The 23450-nt window shown below is 66.5% G+C and carries 21 protein-coding genes and 1 pseudogene; 12 read left to right on the top strand and 10 right to left on the bottom strand.

Features of this window, described 5'->3' with window-relative positions:
• Window positions 1–90: 90 nt before the first annotated feature.
• A complete protein-coding gene (locus HBF32_RS19660) occupies window positions 91–1701 on the top strand; it encodes an alpha-amylase family glycosyl hydrolase (RefSeq protein WP_166701000.1) in 1611 nt (536 codons plus the stop codon).
• On the opposite strand, the gene HBF32_RS17160 is transcribed toward HBF32_RS19660, so the two are convergent.
• Genes HBF32_RS17160 through HBF32_RS17150 form a run of 3 tightly spaced genes read right to left on the bottom strand, consistent with a single transcriptional unit; the run spans window position 1682 to window position 3122 of the window.
• Window positions 1682–1864, bottom strand: coding sequence for a hypothetical protein (locus HBF32_RS17160; protein ID WP_166700999.1), 183 nt, complete (start codon window positions 1862–1864; stop codon window positions 1682–1684). The genes HBF32_RS19660 and HBF32_RS17160 overlap by 20 nt on opposite strands.
• Before the next feature lie 17 nt (window positions 1865–1881).
• The gene (locus HBF32_RS17155) at window positions 1882–2796 is read right to left on the bottom strand and encodes a hypothetical protein (protein WP_166700998.1); all 915 of its coding nucleotides are present in this window, start codon (window positions 2794–2796) and stop codon (window positions 1882–1884) included.
• A 56-nt stretch (window positions 2797–2852) separates the two neighbouring features.
• Window positions 2853–3122 (bottom strand): hypothetical protein, encoded by a 270-nt coding sequence (locus HBF32_RS17150; RefSeq protein WP_166700997.1) that lies wholly within the window; start codon window positions 3120–3122, stop codon window positions 2853–2855.
• A gap of 111 nt (window positions 3123–3233) precedes the next feature.
• Between HBF32_RS17150 and wrbA the strand changes: the two genes are divergently transcribed.
• A complete protein-coding gene (wrbA, locus tag HBF32_RS17145) occupies window positions 3234–3833 on the top strand; it encodes an NAD(P)H:quinone oxidoreductase (RefSeq protein WP_166700996.1) in 600 nt (199 codons plus the stop codon).
• Here wrbA and HBF32_RS17140 read toward each other — a convergent pair.
• On the bottom strand, window positions 3830–4366 hold the full coding sequence (locus HBF32_RS17140; protein WP_205287766.1) for a helix-turn-helix transcriptional regulator: 537 nt from the start codon (window positions 4364–4366) through the stop codon (window positions 3830–3832). The genes wrbA and HBF32_RS17140 overlap by 4 nt on opposite strands.
• Before the next feature lie 254 nt (window positions 4367–4620).
• On the opposite strand from HBF32_RS17140, the gene HBF32_RS17135 reads away from it, so the two are divergent.
• The 5 genes from HBF32_RS17135 to HBF32_RS17115 all read left to right on the top strand — a co-directional run bounded on the left by HBF32_RS17135 (window position 4621) and on the right by HBF32_RS17115 (window position 9041).
• Window positions 4621–6561, top strand: coding sequence for a PAS domain-containing sensor histidine kinase (locus HBF32_RS17135; protein WP_166700994.1), 1941 nt, complete (start codon window positions 4621–4623; stop codon window positions 6559–6561).
• The gene (locus tag HBF32_RS17130) at window positions 6558–7199 is read left to right on the top strand and encodes a response regulator transcription factor (protein WP_166700993.1); all 642 of its coding nucleotides are present in this window, start codon (window positions 6558–6560) and stop codon (window positions 7197–7199) included. The genes HBF32_RS17135 and HBF32_RS17130 overlap by 4 nt, the downstream gene beginning before the upstream one ends.
• Window positions 7200–7286: 87 nt before the next feature.
• Entirely contained in the window at window positions 7287–7658 is a 372-nt protein-coding gene (locus HBF32_RS17125; RefSeq protein ID WP_205287765.1) for a response regulator, read from the top strand.
• Between the two features lie 42 nt (window positions 7659–7700).
• Window positions 7701–8474, top strand: a complete 774-nt coding sequence (locus HBF32_RS17120; protein ID WP_166700991.1) for a YdcF family protein — start codon at window positions 7701–7703, stop codon at window positions 8472–8474.
• 60 nt (window positions 8475–8534) lie between these two features.
• On the top strand, window positions 8535–9041 hold the full coding sequence (locus HBF32_RS17115; protein ID WP_166700990.1) for a hypothetical protein: 507 nt from the start codon (window positions 8535–8537) through the stop codon (window positions 9039–9041).
• A gap of 15 nt (window positions 9042–9056) precedes the next feature.
• On the opposite strand, the gene HBF32_RS17110 is transcribed toward HBF32_RS17115, so the two are convergent.
• Entirely contained in the window at window positions 9057–10184 is a 1128-nt protein-coding gene (locus HBF32_RS17110; protein ID WP_166700989.1) for an aminotransferase class I/II-fold pyridoxal phosphate-dependent enzyme, read from the bottom strand.
• 52 nt (window positions 10185–10236) lie between these two features.
• On the opposite strand from HBF32_RS17110, the gene HBF32_RS17105 reads away from it, so the two are divergent.
• Window positions 10237–11121: an EamA family transporter gene (locus HBF32_RS17105; protein WP_425482249.1), complete on the top strand. Its 885-nt coding sequence runs from the start codon at window positions 10237–10239 to the stop codon at window positions 11119–11121.
• Between the two features lie 6 nt (window positions 11122–11127).
• Here HBF32_RS17105 and HBF32_RS17100 read toward each other — a convergent pair whose 3' ends face one another.
• Window positions 11128–14004 (bottom strand): autotransporter family protein, encoded by a 2877-nt coding sequence (locus tag HBF32_RS17100; RefSeq protein ID WP_166700987.1) that lies wholly within the window; start codon window positions 14002–14004, stop codon window positions 11128–11130.
• Window positions 14005–14298: 294 nt separating this feature from the next.
• On the opposite strand from HBF32_RS17100, the gene HBF32_RS17095 reads away from it, so the two are divergent.
• From HBF32_RS17095 to ligD, 4 genes and pseudogenes are all read left to right on the top strand, one after another.
• Entirely contained in the window at window positions 14299–14562 is a 264-nt protein-coding gene (locus HBF32_RS17095) for a hypothetical protein (protein ID WP_166700986.1), read from the top strand.
• A 220-nt stretch (window positions 14563–14782) separates the two neighbouring features.
• Entirely contained in the window at window positions 14783–16663 is a 1881-nt protein-coding gene (locus HBF32_RS17090) for a CocE/NonD family hydrolase (RefSeq protein ID WP_425482253.1), read from the top strand.
• A 172-nt stretch (window positions 16664–16835) separates the two neighbouring features.
• Window positions 16836–17768 (top strand): non-homologous end joining protein Ku, encoded by a 933-nt coding sequence (ku, locus tag HBF32_RS17085; RefSeq protein WP_166700984.1) that lies wholly within the window; start codon window positions 16836–16838, stop codon window positions 17766–17768.
• 21 nt (window positions 17769–17789) lie between these two features.
• Window positions 17790–18650: pseudogene (ligD, locus tag HBF32_RS17080) on the top strand (non-homologous end-joining DNA ligase); the annotation flags it as partial.
• 7 nt (window positions 18651–18657) lie between these two features.
• Here the strand turns inward: ligD and HBF32_RS17075 are convergent.
• From HBF32_RS17075 to HBF32_RS17060, 4 genes are all read right to left on the bottom strand, one after another.
• Window positions 18658–19878: an AGE family epimerase/isomerase gene (locus HBF32_RS17075; RefSeq protein WP_166700982.1), complete on the bottom strand. Its 1221-nt coding sequence runs from the start codon at window positions 19876–19878 to the stop codon at window positions 18658–18660.
• The gene (locus HBF32_RS17070) at window positions 19875–20855 is read right to left on the bottom strand and encodes a carbohydrate kinase family protein (protein WP_166700981.1); all 981 of its coding nucleotides are present in this window, start codon (window positions 20853–20855) and stop codon (window positions 19875–19877) included. Before HBF32_RS17070 ends, HBF32_RS17075 begins: the two co-directional genes overlap by 4 nt.
• A 71-nt stretch (window positions 20856–20926) precedes the next feature.
• The gene (gene fucP, locus HBF32_RS17065) at window positions 20927–22249 is read right to left on the bottom strand and encodes an L-fucose:H+ symporter permease (protein ID WP_166700980.1); all 1323 of its coding nucleotides are present in this window, start codon (window positions 22247–22249) and stop codon (window positions 20927–20929) included.
• Between the two features lie 20 nt (window positions 22250–22269).
• Window positions 22270–23319 (bottom strand): LacI family DNA-binding transcriptional regulator, encoded by a 1050-nt coding sequence (locus HBF32_RS17060; protein WP_166700979.1) that lies wholly within the window; start codon window positions 23317–23319, stop codon window positions 22270–22272.
• Window positions 23320–23450 lie beyond the last annotated feature (131 nt).

The following is a 23450-nucleotide window of genomic DNA, read 5'->3' as shown; positions in this document are numbered from 1 at the left end:
TCCCGAGGCTGAGCGAGGGTGTGTGAAGGCATTTCGTACACATCCGGCAAGCGAGGCTTCGCTTTGCTGTAGGAGCCGAGGAGGCGATGGGTGGAAGGCTCGTGGTGGCGCGACGGCGTCGTGTATCAGGTGTATCCGCGCTCCTTCGCCGATGCGAACGGAGACGGCATCGGCGACCTCGCCGGGATCCGCTGCAAGCTGCCCTACCTTGCCGGGCTCGGCGTGGACGCACTGTGGATATCGCCCGTCTATCCCTCGCCCATGGCCGATTTCGGCTACGACGTGAGCGACTACCGCGGCATCGATCCGCTGTTCGGCGACATCGCCGGCATGGATGCGTTGATCGCCGATGCCCATGCGCTGGAATTGAAGGTGATTCTCGACTTCGTCCCGAACCATAGCTCCGACGAGCATCCGTGGTTCCGCGAAAGCCGCCGCTCGCGCGATAGTGTCTTCCGCGACTGGTACATCTGGCGCGACCCGGCGCCGGACGGTGGCCCGCCAAACAACTGGCTGTCCAATTTCGGCGGCAGCGCGTGGACCTTCGATCCGCTCACCGCGCAGTACTACCTGCACCTCTTCCTCGACAGGCAGCCGGACCTCAACTGGCGTCACCCCGCGCTGCGCGAGGCGATGTACGAATCGATGCGCTTCTGGTTGCGGCGTGGCGTGGACGGATTCCGCGTGGACGTGATCTACCACGTGATGAAGGATGCGGCCTTCCGTGACAACCCGCCCAATCCCGCGTTCCACGAAGGCATCGATGCGGAATCGCACAGGTACTTGCCTCTGCATACCGCCGACATACCGGAGACGCAGGGCGTGGTGTCCGCCATGCGCTCGGTGGTGGACGAGTTTCCGGACCGCGTCCTCATCGGCGAGCTGTACCTGCCGCTGGAGCGCATCGTCGCCTATTACGGCGAGGATCTGTCGGGTGCACACCTGCCGTTCAACTTCCTGCTGATCGGCACGCCCTGGACCGCGCGGGCGATCGCCGGCCTCGTGACCCGTTACGAAGCCGCGCTGCCATCCGGTGGCTGGCCCAACTGGGTACTGGGCAACCACGACAAGCCGCGGATCGCATCGCGGGTGGGGGACGCGCAGGCGCGCGTCGCGGCGATGCTCCTGCTGACCCTGCGCGGCACGCCCACGATGTACTACGGCGACGAGATCGGCATGCGCGATGTGCCTGTCCCGTTCGACGAAGTGCGCGATCCGTTCGAACTCAACGAGCCGCACAAGGGGCTGGGAAGGGACCCCCAACGGACGCCGATGCGCTGGTATCCGCGCGAGGGAGCGGGCTTTACCCGGGGGAGACCCTGGCTACGTATCGGCGACGACGTGGATACCCGCAACGTCGCGACGCAGGAGGGCGATCCGTCGTCGATGCTGTCGCTGTACAGGGCGCTGCTGCGGCTGCGGCGGGAGACGCCGGCGTTGAGCCGGGGCGACATCCGTCTATTGCTGGCCGACGAAGCGGCGCTCGCCTACGAGCGTACCCACGACGGCGAGCGCGTGGTCGTCGTGCTGAACTTTACCGGCGCTCCCGCAGACCTTCCCATGCCGGAGCCCGCCGGGAAGGTGCTGCTCTCGACGCACGGCGACGAAGCAAGGGGAGCGTTGCGTCCGGACGAGGCGAGGATCTACCGGGTTTCCTGCCTACGTCGTCCCTGCGACGGGATCAGAAGAACTGGCGGATGAAGAAGGCGATCGCGGCAAGCACGATCGCCAGGATCACCACGTGCCGCAGGTACGCCCCACCCGAGGTGCCGCCGTCGTAGCTCGCGTCGTCGAAATCGTGCGACGCGTCGCGCGGGTGGCGGACGAAGGGCAGGCGCAGGCGTTTGCGGCGTTTGGGCGACATGGCGCGATGCTACCGCATCAGCTTCCGACCCTGGACGTGTTCTTCAGCTCCTCGAGGATCTCCGGGCCGCGCACGTCGATGTGGTCGAGGTTGTTCACGTAGAAGCGGACGAAAGGCTTCCCGGCGTCCTTCGGCATCCAGGGCTTGGCCCAGACGAAGGCGACGCAGTAGCCGTCCGATTCGGCGATGAGCTTGTCCAGGCGCGCGCGCAGCAGCTTGCGCACGGGATAGGCCTCGATGTCCTTCGCGGTGAGCGTGATCGTCGGACGCAGCTCGGCGTCCTCATGGCGGAACGGGCGCGAAAACCGGAGGTAGTAGCCGCCTTCCTTCGTTGCGCGGATCGACGCCGTGCCCCACCAGACGGCGCGGGTGCCGAGCAGGTCGGCGACCTTCTGCCGGTAGACGTTGCGGAACAGCGCCTCGTAAGTCGTCGTCTCGCCGCCGATCTCGACGGTGGCGTCGGCCAGATCCTTGTCGCGCCGGTGTTCGAGGAACTTCTGCACCAGCGAGGACAGGCGGTAGTAATGGCTGGCGCGGGGTATCAGGCCGGCCGCGGGCGCGGCAGCCACGCGGCGTACCGTCGGGGTGGTCGCCGCGGATCTGCCCGAGGGGGCTTCCGTGCGGAAATGACCCGCCGGGCGTTCGGCTTCGAACACGTCGGGCTGTTTCACCGCCTTCACCTCGCCGCGGCCGTGCGCCACCTCGCAGGTTTCCGCGTGGTCCTCCAGCCGGTACGAGCGGAAGTACGGCCGTATGCGGAGGTTCTGCTCGGGCTTGTCGAGGCAGGCGCAGATCAGGGCGGCCGAGCATCCCGTGCCGACGCAGGTAAAGGCGGCGTCGCGGTCGAGCAGGTCGGCCCAATAAAGCTCATAGGCGCGCTCGGCGGTGAGCCGTTCGTCGCGGGCGGGGGTGATGGCTTCTTCGATCGACACGTGGTGGCCCGGCGGGTTCGGTTTCGTCCGACTTTACCGCGAGCCCGCCGTTGCCGTCAGAAGGGAATGAAGCCCCGGGTCAGTTCGACGCCGAGGTCGCGTTTCACGCTGCGCAGGAAGGCCAGCACGTCCTCGTGGCGGCCGCATGCGACGAGGGCTTCGGCCGTCTGCTGGCCCAGTTCGGCGATGGGATCGCCGCGATACCAGGCCATGCGCGCGGCTTCGTCAGGCTCGACTTGGGATGCTTCGTGGAGGATGTGCCACGCGTGGGTGTGGCTGGCATCGACCTGAACGGCGGAACGGATATCCACGACGCGGGCATGCATGGGAACACCTCGATACGGTGGCGCGGTTGTAAGGACCCACGGCATGGATTGCCAAGCGCCAGCATTTTGTTTCCTGCCACGATCCTTCTTCCCTTTCCAGAGTTCACATCCATGGCCAAAGTCCTCGTCCTTTACTATTCCGCCTACGGTCACATCGAAAAGATGGCCGAAGCCATCGCCGAGGGAGCCCGCGAGGCGGGTGCCACCGTCGACATCAAGCGCGTTCCCGAGCTCGTCTCCGAGGACATGGCGCGGACGGCGAACTTCAAGCTCGACCAGGCCGCGCCGGTGGCCCAGGTGGACGACCTTCCCGGCTACGACGCCATCGTCATCGGCACGGGCACGCGCTATGGCCGCCTGACCTCGCAGATGGCCGCTTTCCTGGACCAGACGGGGCCGTTGTGGGCCCGCGGCGCCCTGAACGGTAAGGTCGGTGGCGCCTTCGCTTCCACCGCCACCCAGCATGGCGGGCAGGAGACGACACTGTTCTCGATCATCACGAACCTGCTTCATCTGGGTCTGATTCCCGTGGGTCTGCCCTATGCCTTCCAGGGGCAGATGAGACTGGACGAGATCACCGGCGGCAGCCCGTACGGCGCCACCACCATCGCCGCGAGCGACGGCTCGCGCCAGCCCAGCGAGAACGAACTCGCGGGGGCACGCTTCCAGGGACGTCACATCGCGGAAGTGGCCACCCGCCTGTTCGGTTAGGCCTCCTGCCAACGCGACCGCCGCCACTGGCTGGGGCTCTGTCCCACCAGGCGGCGGAAAAGGTTGCACAGATGGGCCTGGTCGGAGAGCCCGCAGGCCAGGGCGATCTGGCTCAAGGGCTCGCGCGTCTGCAACATGAGCGACTGCGCGCGCTCCACGCGGCGGCGCATGATGTAGGCATGCGGCGGATCGCCGAAACTGTCCTTGAAAGCGCGGCAGAAGTAGCTGCTGGACAGGCCGGCGATGGAAGCCAGCTGGTCGATGGTGATCGAATAGCCGAGGTTCTCGTCCACGTGCGCGGCCACGCGACGGGCCTGCCAGGGGGCCAGTCCGGCGCCCACGCGGCGGCGGGCGGCAGCCGGCGGTGCCGGCGGCTGTTCCCGCTCCAGGAGCGCGGCCACGCGCGCTACGCAGGCACGGGTCGTGGCCAGGTCGGTTTCGGCGGCGGTGAGCGCCTGCTCCAGCAGCTTGGTGACGTGGGCGAAGGGCGGCATGCCGTGCCCGGCCTCGGGGACGTTAACTTCGATGCGCATCTGCGTCTGCTCCATGGCGGCGAGTGACGGGCGGGACTGCCCATGACTGGGAGCCTATGCGCGATGCCTATCGGGCCGGAATTCTACGTTCGGTCGGGCCGTTGCATACCAAAGGGTTAGTCGGCGGTTTGTGCCATTTCTTGTAGCGTTCGTACCGTAACGGTCAAAAACCATCACCGCTGTGCAAGACGGACCGAACGGGATTCCGAAACACTTCACGCTCATTCTGTACAAGACACCTACCGGCCTGTCCGATGACTCGATTCCGGCCCCTGCAGAGCCAGGCCTATGCACCCGCCACGCGTCCGCGGCGACTGGTGGCCGTGCTTCTCATGGCCGCGGGGGCGCTGTTGGCCCTGGGGGTGTTCCTCGTGGACACCTTCACCCCGTTGCAGAGCGCCGTCGCGGTGGTCTACGTGGTGGTCGTGCTGCTCGTGGCCGCCAGTGGCAGCCGCCGCGCGATCGTGGGCGCGACGGTGGGCTGCATGGTCCTTACCGCCGTGGCGTACCTGCGCGGCCATGGCATGCCGGCCGTGGACGCGTCCATGCTGCGCTGTGCCGTGAGCTTCGGCGCGATCGGCGTCACCGGCGTGCTGTCGCTGCGCAACCGCGAACGCCTGATCACCATCGCCGGCCAGGCCCGGCTGATCGAGCTGACCCACGATTCGATCTTCGTCCGCGACATGGACGACGTCATCGTGCTGTGGAACGGCGGCGCGGAGCAGCTTTATGGCTGGACGGCGGACGAAGCGCTGGGGCGCCGGGCGAGCGACCTGCTGGGCACCGCTTTTCCGGGCGACCACGCCGAGGCGGAAGCCGCGCTGTTCGATACCGGACGCTGGGAGGGCGAAGTGTTCCAGCGTCATCGCGACGATCGTATCGTGATCGTCGAGGCGCGCTGCGCCTTGCTGCGCGACGAATACGGCAAGCCCCGGGTCATCCTGGAAGCGGGTACCGACGTGACCGGCCGCCGTGCCGCCGCCGCGGCCCTGGCGGAAAGCGAGCGCCGCTATCGGACCATGTTCGAGAACGCGCGCTTCTGCTTCTGGGAACAGGACTACTCGCTGGTGATGGACCGCCTTCGCGCCCTGCGCGAGCAGGGAGTGACGGACATCACCGCTTATCTCGAGGCGCATCCCGGATTCGTGGCGGAGGCGATCGCGCTCACCCAGATCGTGGACGTGAACCAGGCGACGGTGCGGATGCTCGGGGCGCAGCGGCGGGAGGACCTGATCGGTCCATTGTCCCGCGTGCTGGCGCCGTCGCAGCGCACCTTCGGCCGAGTGCTCACCACGATCGAGAGCGGCGGCGTCGCCGAGGGCGAAACCCACCTGGTGAATCTGGACGGCGAACGGCTCACCGTGCTTTTCGCGCTGAACATGCCGTTGGGTCCCACCCGTTACGACCGCGTCCTCGTCAGTGTGGTGGACATCACCGACCGCAAGCGTGCCGAACGCGCGCTGATCGCGGTGCAGGCCGAGCTGGCGCAGGCGGCGCGAATCACGGCGTTGGGGGAGATGAGCGCGTCCATCGCCCACGAAGTGAACCAGCCGCTGGCCGCGATCGTGACCCATGGCGAGGCCAGTCTTCGCTGGCTGCGCCGTGCCGATCCCGACATCGGCGAGGCTTGCGATGCCATCGAGCGCGTGGTGCGCGACGCGCGCCGTGCCAGCGAAGTGGTGAACCGTGTGCGCAGCCTGGCCAGCAAGGAGCCGCGCCAGCATGTCCGTTTCGATCTTCCCGGGCTGATCGAGGAATGTGTGCAATTGCTCGAGGGCGAACTGGTCAAGCATCGCATCGCGTTCTGCATGGACATCGACCGCGACACGCCCGCACCTCGCGGCGATCGCGTGCAACTCCAGCAAGTCGTGGTGAACCTGATGGCGAACGCCATTCGCGCGATGTCCGACACTGGCGGCTTGCGGCGCCTGGTGCTGCGAGCGCGCGCCGACGTCGCGGATGGTCTCCTCGTGGAAGTCGAGGACAGCGGGACCGGCATTCCCGAACACATCGCCCCGCACCTGTTCGATGCGTTCGTCACCACGCGCGGCAACGGTATGGGCATGGGGCTCGCGATCTGCCGTTCCACGGTCGAGTCCCACGGCGGCCGGCTCTGGGCGACCAATCGGCCCGGCGGCGGCGCCACCTTTCATTTCACCTTGCCGCTGGCATTGGAAGAGGAGGCAGGGGTATGACGCGCGCCACCACCGTCGCGCAACCGGCACCGGAACCGATCGTCTGTGTGGTGGACGACGACGCCTCGGTACGCGAGGCGCTGGCTTCACTGTTCCGTTCGGTGGGGCTGGCGGTGGCGACCTTCGGCAGCGCCGCGGACTTCCTCGTGCGCGACCACGCCGACGCGCCTGGCTGCCTGGTGCTCGACGTCCGCCTGCCGGGCGTGAGCGGCCTGGATTTCCAGGCACAGCTGGCCGCGATGGACAATCGCCTCCCGATCATCTTCATGACCGGGCACGGCGATATCCCGATGTCCGTGCGCGCGATGAAGGCGGGAGCCCTGGATTTCCTCGCGAAACCCTTTCGCGATCAGGACATGCTCGATGCCGTCGCGAGCGCCATAGAGCGCGACGCGGCCAACCGGCGGGACGCCGCCACCCTCGACGCCCTGCGCACCGCCTATGCGTCGCTCACCCCCCGTGAGCGGGAGGTCATGGCCCACGTGACGGCGGGCCTGATGAACAAACAGGTGGGCGCACTGCTCGGTCTGTCCGAGATCACCGTGAAGATCCATCGCGGCAACGTGATGCGCAAAATGCGCGCGAAGTCCCTGGCGGAACTGGTAAAACAGGCCGAGGCCCTGGCGGTCCGACCCTGAGCCCACACCTCCGTATGATTCCCAACGGGCATGGAGCGGAGCATGGTAGCGGCGGCAGCGTCGGCAGGTGCCGGGCGAGGATGTGTAGTGACCGCTAACAGGATCGTGGCGATCGTTGATGACGACGAGGCCGTGCGAACGGCCACAGTGAGTCTCGTAAGATCGCTGGGACACGAGGTACGAAGCTTCGCCTCGGCCGAGGATTTCCTGCGGCATGACGACGACGGCGTCGTCGATTGCCTCGTTACCGACGTGCACATGCCCGGCATCGACGGTGCGACCCTGCATCGCCGCCTGATCGAACGTGGCCGCACCTATCCGGTGGTCTTCGTCACCGGTTATCCGGACGATGCGATGCGCGACAGCGTCATGGCGGCCGGCGCGTTCTGCTACCTCGGCAAGCCCTACAGTGGCGACGAACTCGTGGAGTGCCTGGAGCGGGCCCTGGATCGACGCTAGCGCGGGGCTTTTCGTCATCGGGGTTTGCTAACCTCGGCGTCCATGACACTCATCCTGTTCCTGATCCTCCTTGTCGCCGGCCTCGTCCTGCTCGCGCGGCATCGCCCGCGCGGCGGGTGGGTCTTCTCCATGCTCGCGCTGGCATGGCTGTGCTTCGCAGGCTGCGGTCCGCTCACCGGCCTGCTGCTCGATCGCCTGCAGGCAGGCTTCGCGTCCGATGTCTCCCGCTGGGGGCAGCGTAACGCGATCGTTCTGCTCGGTGCGGGCACCGTGCGCGGCAGCAGCGGGACGATCGAGCCGAGCCTCTATGCCAACGGCCGGATCCTTCGCGCCGCCCAGCTCTACCACGCCTGCAAGGCCACCGGTGCGGAGTGCAAGCTCGAGGTAAGCGGCGGCGACGCCATGAAGCTCAAGCAGCCCGAGGCGGACGTCTATGCGTTCTCGCTGGACAGGCTCGGCGTACCGCGCGGCGACCTGATCCTGGAAGGACGCAGCATGAACACCTTCCAGAACGCCCAGTTCAGCAGGCCGCTGCTGGCTGCCTACGGCGCGGACAAGGTGGTGCTGGTCTCCTCCGCCGTGCACCTGAAGCGCGTGGCGCTGTACTTCGCCCATTTCGGCATCCACGGCGAGGCGGTGCGCGGCGACTACGTGCGGGCGCGTTACGGCTGGTTGCCCACTTCCGAAAACCTGTCTTTCGCGGATTTCGCCATCCACGAATACATCGGCGTCGCGCGCTACCGCCTCTACAACGCGTTGGGTTGGAACGTGCCGAAAGTACCTGAAGAAAGCGTGACCGCGCAGACACATACGTAACAATTGGCCGTTTATGCTGTGCCACCGTTCCGTACGTCCCCGACCACCCAGGAGTTGCCCGTGAAGTCTCGCTACCTACTCGCCGCCCTGCTGGCCGTCGCTGCCGCCGCACCGGTTGCCGCTTACGCGCAGCAGGCCGCGCCCAATCCCGCATCGCAGATCCCGGCGTCGGACAAGCAGGCGATCCAGAACTACAACCTCAACGAAGACGTGTTCAACCGTATCGTGAAGGTCTCGCAGGAGGCGAAGCAGGCCGGTATCAAGCCGAAGGACGCGAAGACCGATTTCTCGAAGATCCACTCGCTGGACGATCTCGCCAAACAGGTCACCGATGCCGATCCGCGCATCGCCCCGCTGCTCCAGAAGTACAAGTTCACCCCGCGCGAGTTCCTGCTCGCGAACCTGGCGGTGACCAACGCGGCGATCGCCTCGGAAGCGAAGAAGAACCCGCAGATGGCCCAGTACGTCGACCAGTCGAAGGTGAACCAGGCGAACGTCGCCTTCTACGAGAAGCACAAGGACCAGGTCAACGCCCTGATGTCCCAGGACGACGGCGCGGACCAGTAAACGCGCGTCGCGGCATCAACGCCGGAGATGGGCCTCCATTGCGCCTAGTGCCTCGCCGAAGTCGGCGCGGCCGAAGCCGATGCGGAACCTCTCCGGCGGCGTTTCGGTAAGGGCCGAGCGGTAATTGGACGCGGGCAGCAGGAGCACGCCGGCGCGCTCGACCAGGTCCGCGGCGAAGGCGTCCACGCCTTCCGGACCCAGATAGCGGGGATAGGCGATGCATCCGCCGTCCGGCCGGCACCATTCGAAACGACTGGGCCAGCGGGCGAAGAAGTCGTCGAGCAGCGCGAGGTTGCGATCGATGCGCTCGCGCTGCGCGGCCAGGATCGTCTCGCGTGCCTTGATCGCGATCAACGCGAGTTGCTCGGACGGCCCGGCGCTACAGATCGACAGATAATGCTTGTAGCGCTCCATGCGCCGCAGAAGGTCGCGGTCGGCGCAGGCGATCCAGCCGATGCGCAAACCCGGAAGTCCATACGCCTTGGACACGACATTGAGCGAGATGCCACGCTCGTATACATCCGCCGCGTTGGGCAGGTGCACGGTGCCGGACGGGCCGAGCGGTCGATAGACCTCGTCGCTGAACAACCAGATGCCATGCTGCCGGCACAACGCGACGAGTGCATCGAAGCGATCGCGCTCGAGGATCTTCCCCGTGGGGTTATGCGGAAAATTGATCGAGACCACGCGTGTGTTGGGCCGGATGGCGGCGGCGACTTTGTCGATATCCAGGGACCAGCGGTCGTCGGCATCGAGCGCGACACCCGTCACCTCGCAGATGGATAACGGCACCGTTTCGGCGGATTGATAGTTCGGCGTCACCACGATGGCATGGTCGTCCGGTTCGAGCAGCACGCGCATGGCGATGTAGATGCCTTCCTCGGCGCCGGCGAAGCAGAGCACATCGTCCGCGTCGCGTTGCGCATACGTCGCGGCGATCGTTTCCCTCAGCGCGGGTGCGCCGTAGGTCTGCGTATAGCCCAGGTGCAGCGACTCGAAGGCCTCGCGGTCGGCCGGGCTGGCCAGGGCGAGCAGGTCCGACAGGCGCATGCTTTGGGCGTCGGAAGCGGCGAGGTTGTACCGCGCGGCGAATTCCCAGCGCGAGAAATAGGTTTCCAGACGAAAATCGGGGAGGGCGGTCATGGCTTTCCTTGCGTGTGTACTATCTGCCAGATCTAAGCATTGCTGGCCGGTCATGTCGATGAAATCCCCGCGATCCACGCCCTGGCTGCCTGCGCTGGCCGTGCTCGGCTCCGTCACCTCGCTGTGCATCGGCACGTCCTTTGCGAAAAAACTCTTTCCGCTGGTGGGCGCGGAGGGTACGTCGGCCCTTCGCGTGGGGTTTTCGGCCATCGTCCTGCTGCTGGTATGGCGCCCCTGGCGCTGGCCGCTCAGTCGCCGGGACGCGGGCTCCGTGATCCGCTACGGGCTCACCCTGGGCACGATGAACCTGCTGTTCTACCTCGCCCTGCGCACGATCCCCTTCGGCATCGCGGTGGCGATCGAATTCAGCGGTCCGCTGGCCGTGGCGATGTGGTCGTCGCGACGGCCCGTGGATTTCCTCTGGCTGGCTTCGGCCATCGCGGGGCTGGCAATGATCCTGCCGCTGGGGCACGGCAGCACGCTCGATCCGACCGGGGTGGTGCTTGCCCTGGGCGCGGCCGTCTGCTGGGCGCTGTACATCGTGTTCGGGAAGAGGGCGGGGCACCTGCATGCCGGTCATTCCGTATCGCTGGGGCTCGTCGCGGCGAGCCTGGTGGTCGTGCCCTATGGGGTGGCCCATGCGGGCACGGGCCTGTTCGACCCCGTCATTCTCGCGGCCGGCCTGGGCGTGGCCATCGTCTCCAGCGCGATTCCCATGTCGCTGGAGATGATGGCGATGAAGCGGCTGCCCAGCGAGACGTTCGGCATCATGGTGAGTCTCGAGCCCGCCGTGGCATCGCTGCTGGCGATGCTGCTGCTCGGCGAGCACCTGACGTCGTTCCAGTGGCTGGCCATTGGCTTCATCGTGCTCGCCTCGATCGGAAGCACGGTGACCGCGCGACGCGCGCGGCCTGAAGCCGTGGAGCTGGCGGGGTAACGGGGCTTACCAGTTCTTCCTGACGCCCAGCGTGCCCGCGACACGCCGATAGCGGCTCGCACCGAAGCGGGTTTCCACATCGCCCCACAGGCGCCAGCCATCGTGGCGCAACATGGCGAGGCCGAGCTTCAACGCATAGGCATTGCGCGGCACGCCATCGGCGAACATCGCGTCATTGAATTGCGTGGCGTCCAGCCGGCCGAGCCGGCGAAGCCAGCTACCGGTGAAGTAAGGCGAGGCGACGTGGCCGCCCGGCGTATGCCAGCGCCCGGCCGCGCGCATGCCGAGGCGGGCGGTGGCGCCGCTGGCATGCCGGGACGCCACCCGTGTGCCGCCGGCCTCGGTATGCCTGCCTCCGCGCAGACGCGTGGCCACGACTTGCGCCTGCGGTTCCAGGTACACGTCGGTGTCGCGGTTCAACGCCTTCCGCCAGCGATGGCCGGCCTCGATGCTGGTGGTGAGGGTACGGCTGTCGTAGCGCTCGCCGGCGAGGGCATCGCCCTCCACCCGCTGGTTGAAACGCGCGTGCTGGATCCATCCACGCAGGTAGCTACCGGTGGCGGTGCGAAGCCCGCCATACACGCCACCCGCGGCACCCGTCACGCGCCCCTTTGCCGAGTAGCGGGTGAGCAACGACATGCCGCGCGTGTCCGACCGGCCCGTCGCGGCCATGATGCCGAGATGGGACTCGACCTCGCCGCCGCCCTGGAACAGATCGGTGCCGAGGGTCAGCTCGTTCGTGGCGGTGGTGGTCGTGATCTGCCTGCCAAGATCGAAGGCGGTATGTCGCCGCTCGAAGCGAGCCCAGCCACTGCCGCGCGAGGCGTCCTGTTCGTCGTCCCTGCCGGCGCCGGGGCCTGCCTGGAACATGTCGAGCGCGGCGACCTGGTTGGCCCGGTAGGTGCCCGTTTCGGGACGAAGGACGGCGGGCCGGACGATGGGGTCGACAGGGTCGACGGGGTCGAGCGGACCCGTGGGCTCCTCGCCTTCGCCGGGTTCGAGGATGGGATCGGTGAGGGACGAGCGCAGGTACCAGCTGCCGTCTCCGGGCCGGCTGACCGAACCCTGGTGCAGGAAATATTCGTACGCCCCCGCGACGGCCCGGCCGGATAGCTCGAAGCGGCCGTCGGAGCGGCCATCCACCTGGACCAGCCGGATGCCGTCCGTGGTGGCGTCGCCCGCGCCGTCGAGGGCGTCGACGGCGATGAAGCTCGTGCCCGAAGTATTGCCCATGACGTGGATGCGATCGGTGGGCGAGCCGTCACCGCCGAGCTGGCCGCGCATGCGGAAGAGGCCTTCGTTGCCTTCGTAATCGCCCGCGATAGTCAGCGTGCCGAAGACGCCGGGTGTTGCGGATGCGAACGCGACCACGCCATGGTCGTTGCGCAGGGTGTCGACGTGGCTGTCGCCGGCGACGATCCACGTGCCGCCCCGTTCGAGGGAGAGGCCGCGCACGATAGAGGATGCGCCGACCCAGATCGCCTCGCCGTGGATGGCGAGGGAGAGCTTCGTCTCGTCGGAGGCGGTCGGTTTCGGCGGCGCGGAGAGACGGATGTCGCCGATGGCCTGGGCCTTGTCTTCGAGCACCAGGGTAAATGGCTGGACGGACGTGGGAACGACCTCGGCGAAGACACCGCTCTGTCCCTGGAGTTGCGCACCACCACCGAAGCGGATCGCACCCGCATCATTCAGCCGTATCGCTGCCTGTGCACCGAGCACGCTGCCTCCGACGAACGCGAGCGTACCGCCGTATTGGATGGCGATGCCATAAGCGTCCACTCCCATTGTATCGATGGCAATATTCCTGGCATTCACGGCACCAGCGTTGACGAGCAATCCATGGCTTTTCGCTCCGGACGTCTTGATCGTCGTGTCGAACAGCTCGAGCCTGCCGCCGAAGCTCGCTACGGCGCCATGCGCGGATCCGCCTCGCGTTTCGATACGCGAGCCGCGAACGTCGATTTGGGGATATGTTCCCGCATAGTCGCCGCCCTTCGCGGTGACCCCAAAGGACAAATTGCCGTGCGTCACGACATCGGTGTTCTGCAGTTCGACGAAGGCGGCTCGATCGTAGACGGCTGGCGCGTTCGTACCAGAAGTTTCGATGTGAGAGCTGCGGACGACCAGCCGGGCACCATTCTCCACATTGACAGCCACGGAGTCGTCTCCCTCGGTGAGTAGCCTGCTACCTTCCCCGACCGTGATAAGGCCGCTACTTAGGCCGGCTTTTATCGCCTGCGCGCCCCAACCGCTGGTCGCTATGGTGGTTCCAGTGAGTGTTGCCGACGAGCCGTTGTCCACATGCAGGCCATGGCTGCCACGTCCCGATGTTTCGATGGTGGCAGTGTTGGCCTCCATGCCGCCGCCACCGCTGACGAGCAAGCCTCTTGCGGCCTCCCCCTCGGTCGATACCTTTGTGCCGCCTTCCAGGGAGAACGATCCGCCGTTCGCCGCATCGATGCCCGTGGCGCCATAGCCAATGGTTTCAATGCGACCGCCGCGGAACTGGCCGCGCGTTTCCGCACCGCGGAAGTTGGCGCCCATCGCGCTGCCCCCCTTCGTCAGGATGGTTACATTTTCCAGCGCGGCGCCGCCTCCGTTCGCCACGTGCAATCCGTAGGCGCTGTCGCCCGTGGTTCGCAGCGTGCCTCCGGTCAGCGAGGCGAAGCTGCTGGACGTGATTATTTCAGCGGCGTGCGCGGACTTGCCGGCCGTGGCTATGTCGATGTCCGTGCCGGTGGCGCGGCCCCCATTTGTTACCCGGAGACCGACATGGGAGTCCGCAGTAGTTTCGTAGGAGCCGGAAGGAAGTGTCTTTTCCGTGCCATCGACCAGGAGAGGGGGGGGCTCGGCTGCCGCGGCCGCAGGGGCAAAAGTGGCCATGAGGAGAGCCGTGAGATGGCGGTGGGGGAGGGTGTGGGGGTCTTTCATAAGCGCGTGTCGCTCCTTGTCTGGCTGCCGGGCGGGGATGCCGGCAACTATCGAGTGACAGGCTAGGGGCTGGCTTCGGACAGGGGAACGCGATTATTCTGAAAATGTCTGCGATCGCGTCTGCGCTGCGCCGCTGGACATCCACGCTTCATAATTGTCGTCGCACCCTAGACGGGCCGTCTTCGGAGGGAAACGTCCAGGATGCGAGAATTATCTGCATACATAACGAATGAGGAGCCCAGCATCATGAAGGTTATTTCGATTACCGCCCTGGCTTTTGTCGCCGCCGCCCTGCTCGCCGGCTGCAACAAGTCGGAAGACAACGCCGCCCCGGCGCCGTCGGCCGCTTCCACCGCTGCCCCGGCCGCTGCTCCGGAGGCCACCCCGCCGGCCGCCAGCACCGCCGCCCCGGCCGACGCCATGGCCGCTCCGGCCGACTCCATGGCTGCGCCGGCCACCACCGGCACGGCCACGACCCCGGCCCCGGCTTCGACCGCCGGCGGTCAGTAAGCCGTATTCCGGCGCTTCTTTCGAAGCGTCCGGAAAAAAGAAAAACGCCGCTGCTCCGCAGCGGCGTTTTTTTTGGCGCGGGCGAAGCAGGGTTCGTGCCATGGCACCCATGACTGGTGGCATGCGTGGCCCTTCCGTTCAGGATGCGGCACGCTTAGGGGGTTCCCTTCGTCCCACCGCCACAGGAATGCCCATGCCATATCGTCCCGTGTTGCTGCCGATGCTCGCCCTGTCCCTGGCCGTCGTTTCCACGTTCGCCGGTGCGCAGACCGCACCGATGACGCCGGACATCCCGGCGAAGTACGAGTCGCCGACGGCCGCCAACGATTACGTAAAGCGTGTCGTCGAGATCCCCATGCGGGACGGCGTCAAGTTGCACACCGTCATCGTCATCCCGAAGAACGCCAGGCACGCACCGATCCTCCTCACCCGTACGCCGTACAACGCCGACGGCCGCGCCGAACGTTCCGATGCGCAGAGCATGCGCAACCTGCTGCCGATGGGCGACGAGGTGTTCGTGGACGCCGGCTACATTCGCGTGTTCCAGGACGTGCGCGGCAAGTACGGGTCCGAGGGCGACTACGTGATGACCCGCCCGCTGCGCGGGCCGCTCAACGACACCAAGGTCGATCATTCCACCGACGCCTGGGACACCATCGACTGGCTGACGAAGAACGTTCCCGAGTCCAACGGGAAGGTCGGCATGCTCGGCTCGTCCTACGAGGGTTTCACCGTGGTGATGGCCCTGGTGAATCCGCATCCCGCGCTCAAGGTCGCCGCGCCGGAGAGCCCGATGGTGGACGGCTGGATGGGCGACGACTGGTTCCATTACGGCGCCTTCCGCCAGACCAACTTCGATTACATCGCCGGTCAGAACGCCAAGCGCGGCAAGGGTGCCCAGATTTCGCGGGCCGGCTACGACGACTACACCAACTTCCTCAGCGCCGGCTCCGCCGGGGATTATGCCCGGGCCAACGGCTTCGACCAGCTTCCCTACTGGCGCAAGCTCAGCGAGCACCCCGCGTACGACGCCTACTGGCAGGAACAGGCGCTGGACAAGGTGATGGCGAAGCAGCCGCTGAAGGTGCCCACCATGTGGCTGCAGGGCCTGTGGGACCAGGAGGACATGTGGGGCGCGATCCACAGTTACGAGGCGGTCGAGCCGAAGGACAAGGGCAACGACAAGAACTTCCTGGTGATGGGCCCCTGGCGGCATAGCCAGGTGAACTACGACGCCGCGTCGCTGGGCGCGTTGCAGTGGGACGGCGACACGGCCCTGCGGTTCCGCCGCGACGTGCTGCTGCCGTTCTTCAACCAGTACCTGGTCGATGGCGCACCCAAGGCGAACACCCCGCCCGTCTTCATTTACAACACGGGCGAGAATCATTGGGACCGTTTCGCCTCGTGGCCCCAGGCCCGGAAGACCCGTCCGCTGTACCTTGGCGCCAACGGGAAGTTGTCGTTTGAAGCCCCCGCCGCCGGCGATGCGAAATATGACGAGTACGTCTCGGACCCGGCCAAGCCGGTGCCGTACGTACCGCGTCCCGTGCACTTCGCCGACCGCCAGTCGTGGACGACCTGGCTGGTGCACGACCAGCGTTTCGTCGACGGCCGTCCGGATGTCCTGACCTACATGACCGAACCCCTCACCGCCCCGCTCAAGGTGGCGGGCGCCCCGCAGGTCGACCTGTACGCCTCCACCAGCGGTACGGACAGCGACTGGGTGGTGAAGCTCATCGACGTCTACCCGCCGGCCGATGCCAGCAACCCCACCATGGGTGGCTACGAGTTGTCGGTGTCGATGGATATCTTCCGCGGCCGCTATCGCGAAGGCTTCGGCGAGGGCAAGCCGATCACCCCGAACACGCCGCTGGCATACCGCTTCGGCCTGCCGACCGTGAACCACACCTTCCAGCCGGGCCACCGGGTGATGGTGCAGGTGCAGTCTTCCTGGTTCCCCCTGTACGACCGCAACCCGCAGACCTTCGTACCGAACATCTTCTTCGCCAAGCCTTCCGACTACCGGAAGGCCACGCAGCAGGTGTGGCACACGGCCGGGACGGCCAGCGCCATCGAATTGCCGGTGGTGGAAGCGAAGTAATTTCGCCGGACACATGGTGGGAGCCGCTTCGGCGGCGATCCCGCGGCAGCGGGCAACGCTGCCGCGAGAGCCCAATCGCCGCTGAAGCGGCTCCCACTAAAGGCGGCTTTTTTGCAATCCCTCCACGCCCGCGACCGTATCCTCGCGACACCCACGCGCCGAGGATCGTCCCATGGCCCGCCCCATCTGGACCGGAACGCTGTCGTTCGGTCTGCTCAATATCCCCATCCGGCTGATGTCCGGCGAGCGTCGCAACGACCTGCATTTCCGCATGCTCGACCAGCGCGACAACACGCCCGTGCGCTACGAGCGCGTCAACGCGGAGACGGGCGAGGAAGTGCCCTGGAAGGACATCGTCAAGGCGTTCGAGTACCAGAAGGGAAACTACGTGGTGCTCGAGGAAGAGGACATCCGCAACGCGGCCAGCGACGCGCACGAGACGGTGGAGATCGACAGTTTCGTGGACGGCGGCGACATCGCGCCGGCCTATTATGAGAAACCCTACGTCCTCCTCCCGGCGAAGAAGGCCGAGAAGGGCTATGTCCTGCTGCGCGAGACACTGAAGAAGACGGGGAAGGTCGGCATCGCGCGGGTGGTCATCCGCACGAAGGAGTACCTCGCCGCCGTGATGCCGCAGGACGACGCCCTGGTGCTCAACCTGCTGCGCTACAAGGCCGAAATCGTCGACGTCGACGACTACGAGCTGCCGGGCAAGGCGGCTTCGGAGTACCGCATCTCGTCGCGCGAGATGGAAATGGCCAGGGAGTTGATCGAATCCATGTCCGGCAAGTGGAAGCCCGAGGACTACCACGACGAGTTCCGGGCGAAGCTGCGCACGGCGATCGAGAAGCGGTTGAAGAGCAAGGGCGTGACGACCACGGTCGAGGAAGAGGAGCGGACACCCGAACATGCGACGACCAACGTCGTCGACTTCATGGCGCTGCTGAAGAAGAGCATCGGCGCGAAGACGCGGACGCCCGCGGCCAAGAGCACGTCCACACGGAAGGCGGCGGCGAAGAAGACGCCGGCGAAGAAAACCGCCGCGAAAAAGGCCGCGAAGAAGACCGCGAGCCGCAAGTCGGCCGCGAAGCGGCGGGCGGGCTGACCGATGGCGGGACTTGTCGTCGGCGGCGTGACCATCACGCATCCCGAGCGCAAGGTGTTCGGGGAGGACGGCCCAAGCAAGGGCGAGGTGGCCGCCTATTACGAGGCCGTCGCCCGCTGGATGCTGCCCGAGCTGCGCCACCGCCCGCTATCGCTGGTGCGTTGCCCGCAGGGTTCCACGGGTCCGTGCTTCTTCCAGAAGCACCACGCCGGGACGCTGGGGGCGCATGTGCATCCTGTCACTCTGGAGGAAAAAGGCGGCGACGAGGCGGAGTACATCTACGTGGACGATGTGCGTGGCGTCCTCGAACTCGTGCAGATGAACACGCTGGAATTCCATCCCTGGGGGGCCCGCGCCGACACGCCGGACAAGCCCGACCGCATGATCTTCGACCTCGATCCGGCGAAGGGCGTGGCGTGGAAGGCCGTCGTTGCCGCGGCGCGCGCGATCCGCGAGCATCTTTCCGCCGCGGGTCTGGAGAGCTTCGTACGGTCGTCGGGCGGGAAGGGGCTGCACGTGGTGGCGCCGATCCGTCCCGGGCCGCCGTGGGCGAAGGTGAAGTCCTTCTGCGAGGGCGTCGCCGATGCCCTCGTCGCGGAGAAGCCGAAGCTCTACATCGCCGAGGCCAGCAAGGCCAAGCGCGATGGATTGATCTTCATCGACTGGCTGCGCAACACCCGTGGCGCCACGAGCGTCACGGGGTGGTCGCTGCGCGCCCGTCCGGGCGCGCCGGTCGCGATGCCCCTGCGCTGGGAGGAGATCGCTCGGCTGAAGAGCGGTGGGGCATTCGACCTGACGAAGGCACTGAAGCGGGCGAAGGCACTGGAGGCGGATCCGTGGGAGGGGATCGCGACCTTGAAGCAGGCGCTGCCGTCGGGCTGAAGACGGCCTACTTCTTCTGCATCCGCCGCAGCGAAGCCATCACCTCGTAGCACGCGCCCATCGTGTGATAGTCCGTCTTGCCGGCCGGGCTCTTCTCGTCGTCGTACTTTTCGTTGTTGCGCTTGAGGATGCGGTACCACGCGCCATACGTGTGGTCGACGAGGTGTTCCCAGCTGTACGCCCAGATCTTCCCGTACCACTCGTCGTACTTCGCCTCGCCGGTGGCCTCGAACAGCAGCTGCGCCGCCGCCAGCGATTCGGCCTGCACCCAGAAGTACTTGTCGTCGTCGCATACCTCGCCTTCGGGCGCGAAGCCGTAGGCGATGCCGCCGTATTCCTTGTCCCAGGCCTTCTCGAGGGCCACGTCGAAGAGGTGTTTCGCGGTGGGGACCAGCCAGTCCCTGTGCCGCGGCGTGCCCTTCGTGTAGCGCTCCAGCATCGTCAGCAGCTTGGCCCACTCGGTCTGGTGGCCGGGCTGGAAACCCCACGGGCGGAACAGGTGCTTGGGGTTGTCGAGGTTGTATTCCCAGTCGATCGACCAGTTCTCGTGGTAGTGCTCCCAGATCAGTTTCTGCGGGGTGAGGCCCGCCTGGCGCTGGGTCATGTTGTTCGCGAGCAGCATGGCGCGGTCGAGGTAGCGGTCGTCCTTGGTGGCTTCCCACGCGGCGATCATCGCCTCGGTCATGTGCATGTTCGCGTTCTGGCCGCGATACCCGGTGAAGTTCCAGTCCTTGTCGGCCTCGTCGCGGTACAGGCCGTGCGACGGCTCCCAGTAACGCTTCTCGAGCAGGTCCCAGATCTCTCCCTGCCAGGCACGCGCCTCGTCGAACCCGACCTTCACGCCGCAGGAATACGCCAGCAGCATGAAGGCGAGGCCGTAGCAATGGTTCATCTGGTCGTCGCGCTTGCCGTCGGCGATCGTCCAGGCGTAGCCGCCGGTTTCCGGATTGAGGTGCACCTCGCGCAGGTACTTCAGCCCGTGCATGACCAGTTCCTTGTCCTCGGGCTTGTGGAACTCGAGGTAGGCCATGGCGTGGTTGAAGACGAAGCGCGTGCTCGACACCAGGTGGCGATGGCTGCGGTCGTAGACCGTGCCGTCGTCCTTGAAATACTGGAAGAATCCACCAGCCGGGTCGACCTCGTTCGGCTTGTAGAAGGCCATCGTCTTCGCGACATGCTCGCGCAGCACGTCGATCGAATGGAAATCGGGGAGGGGGATGGTCGTCATGCGTGCTTCTCCATGAAGGCCTTCACTTCGGCCTGGTCGGGGATGGCGGTGAACGAGCCCTTGCGCGTCGCGGTGATCGCGCCGGCGGCGGCGGCGAACCGGATCAGCCCGACCAGGCGGGCCTCGTCCTCGATGAGCGCATCGAAAAGGGCGGGCGTGACGCCCTCGGCGGCCAGGCGCGCCAGCAGGGCACCCACGAAGGCGTCTCCGGCGGCTGTCGTGTCGACGGCCTCCACGCGGTAGCCCTGCAAGGTGCCGCGCGCATGGCGCGTGAACCATTTCATCGGCTCGGCGCCGTCGGTCACCAGCAGCAGGCGGGCCTTGCCGCGCCAGATGCGTTCGAGCACCGCATCGTCGGAGCCGGCGCCGGCATGGATGAACGCGAATTCCTCGGCGCTCAGCTTGATCATGTCGGCTTCGTGCAAGGTTTCCCACAGGCGCGGCAACGGTGCCTCGTCGCGCGGCCACAGGGCGGGGCGCAGGTTCATGTCGAAGCTGACCAGCGCACCCGCGGCGCGCGCGCGGCGCATGCCTTCGACGGTGGTCGCGGCGATCGCGGCCTCGGTCAGCGAATTGGAACAGACGTGGAAGATGCCGAGGCGCTCGAAGGCGTCCTTGCGGAAATGCTCGGGGCGGAACAACAGGTCCGCCGCGGGCGGACGATAGAAACTGAAGCTGCGGTCGCCCTTGTCGTCGTGCGCGACGAAGGCCAGCGCGGTGCGCGCCTCGTCGGTACGGGCGATGTCTTCCGTCCCGACGCCAAGCTCGGTAAGGCTCTTCAGCAGGAAGTCGCCGAACATGTCTCTCGCGAGCATGCCGGCAAACCGGGCGTGTCCGCCCAGGCGCGCCGCGGCGACGGCGACATTGGCCGGCGCACCGCCGGCAAAGGGAACGAAGGCGGGAGGCTGACCGGCGCCGCCCTGGGGCTGTGCGTGGAAATCGATCAGCGCCTCGCCGAAGCAGAGGATGGAAGACATGCTACGGCCTGTCCTTGGGGCGGGGAGGAAAAAAACACGAGGGCCGGCAGGCCGGCCCTCGATGGAAGCGATCAGCGCGCGGCGACCGGCACGTTGCGCACCTTCGAACCGCTCAGACCGTAGAACACGATGTACGCGTAGCAGATCAGCGGAATGAAGAAGGCATGCTGCAGGCCGATCTGGTCGGCGATGACGCCCTGGATCCAGGGAATCAGCGCGCCACCGACGATGGCCATGATCAGCAGGCTGGACGCCTTGCCGGTGAGCGGACCCATGCGCTCGATGCCGAGCGAGAAGATCGTCGGGAACATGATCGAGTTGAACAGGCCGATGGCGACGATGCTGTACACCGCGACCGTGCCGGTGGTGGACATCGTGGTGACCACGAGCACGCCGTTGATCACGGCGAACACGGCCAGCAGCAGGCGCGGCGAGAACCTCGCCAGCAGCGCGGAGCCGATGAACCGGCCGACCATCGCGCCGCCCCAGTAGAAGGCCACGTGGCTGGCGGCCACCGCGCCGGACATGTTGCCGATTTCCGGCAATTCCAGGTAGTTGATCATGAAGCTGCCGATGGCGACCTCGCCACCCACGTAGAAGAAGATGGCGAGCACGCCGAAGAAAACGTGCGGCGTCTTCAGCGCATCCATCAGCGAGTGGTGGTCCTCGTCCGCCTTCTCGGTGGTCTCCTCGAGGGCGGGCAGGTTGAACAGGTAGACGCCGACGGCCAACAGCACCAGCACCACGGCCAGGCCGATGTACGGACCCTGCACCGTGCCGGCCTCGTGGGCGCGGTAGGCGATCTGTTCGGCGGCGCTCATCTTCGCGATGTCGGCGCTGCTCTTCACCTCGCTGGAGAGGATCAGGAAACCGCCGAAGAATGGGGCGAGGAAGGTGCCGAAGGAGTTCAGCGCCTGGGCGAGGGTGAGTCGGCTGGAGCTGGTCTTCTCGGGGCCGAGCAGCGCCACGTAGGCGTTGGCCGCCACCTGCAACACGGTAATGCCGGTAGCCAGGATGAACAGGGCGCCCAGGAAGAACGCGTAGACGCGCATGCCCGCGGCGGGCCAAAACAGCGCGGCACCGATGCCGGCGATGATGAGACCGGCGACGATGCCCTTCTTGTAGCCCAGCCTGGCCACCAGCCGGCCCGCCGGAAGCGACATGATGAAATACGCGCCGAAGAAGGTGAACTGGATGAGCAGGGCCTGGGCGTAGTTCAGTTCGAACACCGCTTTCAGGTGCGGAATGAGGATGTCGTTCAGGCAGGTCAGGAAGCCCCACATGAAGAAGATCGTCGACATCACGCCGAGCGCGAGCGGGAAGTAGGTGTATCGGCTGTCGCCAGGTGTCGCGGCGGACGGCGAGGTGGGCGATGGCGTGTAACCGGTGGCCATGGGGCGCTCCATTATCGGGTTCAGGGGGAGGACGGTGGGCAGCTGCTTTCGCGTACGACCAGCCGGACCGGCGCAATCGTATAGGCAGCTTCCGTCTCGGGATTGCCAAGTCTTTCGAGGATGAGTTCGGCGCTGCGCCGTCCCAGCCCACGCGGATCGACCGCGATGGTGGTCAGGGGCGGCACACACACCGAGGCTTCGGCGACATCGTCGAAGCCGGTCAGGGCGAAATCCTCGCCCGGACGACGGCCTCGCTTCGTCAGGCCAAGCATAAGCCCCAGCGCGACGGCGTCGTTGTAGCAAACCGCCGCCGTGGGCGCCGGATCGCGCGCGAACAGCGCGCCGGTCTGGCGCGCCGCTTCGAGACGCGTCGGCGCACTCTCGATAAGCCAGGCTGGATCGACCTTCAGGCCGGCGTCGCGCATCGCGCCCGCATAGCCGCGGCGGCGTTGTTCCACCGAGCTGGAATCGCGGTGGCCACCGAAGAAGGCGATGCGCTGGTGGCCGAGACTGATGAGATGTTCCGTAGCGAGGCGGGCGCCGTGCTCGTTGTCCATCTCGAGCGTGTCCCACCGATGGGCGCCTTCCTCGTCGGGCAGTTCGCGGTTGAAGACGAGCAGGGGCGTGTGCATGCCCACCGCCGCGAGCACCTGGTCGCCCTCGCTGCCTTCGGCGGGGGACAGGATGATGCCGGCGGGGCCGTGCTCGATGAGGGAATTCAGCACCGCCTGCTGGCGCACCGGGGATTCCCCGGTATTGCCCAGCAGGGTGACGTAACCGGCGCTGGCCAGGGCCTCGTCCGCGCCGGCCGCGAATTCCGCGAAGAAGGGGTTGCCCAGGTCGTTGATGACCAGGCCGATGCTGGATGAGGTGCGCCGGCGCAGGTTCGCCGCGGCCCGGTTGTACACGTAGCCCTGGCGCTTCAGTTCGGCCTCCACCCGCGCCCGGGTGGCGGAGTTCACCAGCGGGCTGCCTCGCAGCACCAGCGACACGGTCGCCCGGGAGACGTCGCAGCCCTGTGCGATATCGGCGAGCGTGACCTTGCGGCGCTGCGGGGTATTCCTCGACATCGGAACTCCTTCAAACGATCTAAACCCGGCGATCATCGCGCGGGGGGCTTAGGGATGCATCACGCACTGCAACATGCGCGGTTGCGCTATCTTTGCTACGTTCGACGCGTTTGTCACGATCCAAATTACCT

Origin of the sequence: Luteibacter yeojuensis (genome assembly GCF_011742875.1) — a bacterium.
In the GTDB taxonomy this organism is placed as follows: Bacteria; Pseudomonadota; Gammaproteobacteria; order Xanthomonadales; family Rhodanobacteraceae; genus Luteibacter; species Luteibacter yeojuensis.
This window is presented reverse-complemented; position numbering and strand designations above follow the sequence as displayed.

Coding starts and splice junctions, on each gene's coding strand:
- HBF32_RS17060 (WP_166700979.1), bottom strand. CDS start 23,319: ATGTCGAGGAATACCCCGCAGCGCCGCAAGGTCACGCTCGCCGATATC.
- HBF32_RS17150 (WP_166700997.1), bottom strand. CDS start 3,122: ATGCATGCCCGCGTCGTGGATATCCGTTCCGCCGTTCAGGTCGATGCC.
- HBF32_RS17105 (WP_425482249.1), top strand. CDS start 10,237: ATGTCGATGAAATCCCCGCGATCCACGCCCTGGCTGCCTGCGCTGGCC.
- HBF32_RS17110 (WP_166700989.1), bottom strand. CDS start 10,184: ATGACCGCCCTCCCCGATTTTCGTCTGGAAACCTATTTCTCGCGCTGG.
- HBF32_RS17130 (WP_166700993.1), top strand. CDS start 6,558: ATGACGCGCGCCACCACCGTCGCGCAACCGGCACCGGAACCGATCGTC.
- HBF32_RS17095 (WP_166700986.1), top strand. CDS start 14,299: ATGAAGGTTATTTCGATTACCGCCCTGGCTTTTGTCGCCGCCGCCCTG.
- HBF32_RS17135 (WP_166700994.1), top strand. CDS start 4,621: ATGACTCGATTCCGGCCCCTGCAGAGCCAGGCCTATGCACCCGCCACG.
- HBF32_RS17120 (WP_166700991.1), top strand. CDS start 7,701: ATGACACTCATCCTGTTCCTGATCCTCCTTGTCGCCGGCCTCGTCCTG.
- HBF32_RS17140 (WP_205287766.1), bottom strand. CDS start 4,366: ATGCGCATCGAAGTTAACGTCCCCGAGGCCGGGCACGGCATGCCGCCC.
- wrbA (WP_166700996.1), top strand. CDS start 3,234: ATGGCCAAAGTCCTCGTCCTTTACTATTCCGCCTACGGTCACATCGAA.
- HBF32_RS17100 (WP_166700987.1), bottom strand. CDS start 14,004: ATGGCCACTTTTGCCCCTGCGGCCGCGGCAGCCGAGCCCCCCCCTCTC.
- HBF32_RS17160 (WP_166700999.1), bottom strand. CDS start 1,864: ATGTCGCCCAAACGCCGCAAACGCCTGCGCCTGCCCTTCGTCCGCCAC.
- HBF32_RS17075 (WP_166700982.1), bottom strand. CDS start 19,878: ATGACGACCATCCCCCTCCCCGATTTCCATTCGATCGACGTGCTGCGC.
- HBF32_RS17090 (WP_425482253.1), top strand. CDS start 14,783: ATGCTCGCCCTGTCCCTGGCCGTCGTTTCCACGTTCGCCGGTGCGCAG.
- ku (WP_166700984.1), top strand. CDS start 16,836: ATGGCCCGCCCCATCTGGACCGGAACGCTGTCGTTCGGTCTGCTCAAT.
- HBF32_RS17070 (WP_166700981.1), bottom strand. CDS start 20,855: ATGTCTTCCATCCTCTGCTTCGGCGAGGCGCTGATCGATTTCCACGCA.
- fucP (WP_166700980.1), bottom strand. CDS start 22,249: ATGGCCACCGGTTACACGCCATCGCCCACCTCGCCGTCCGCCGCGACA.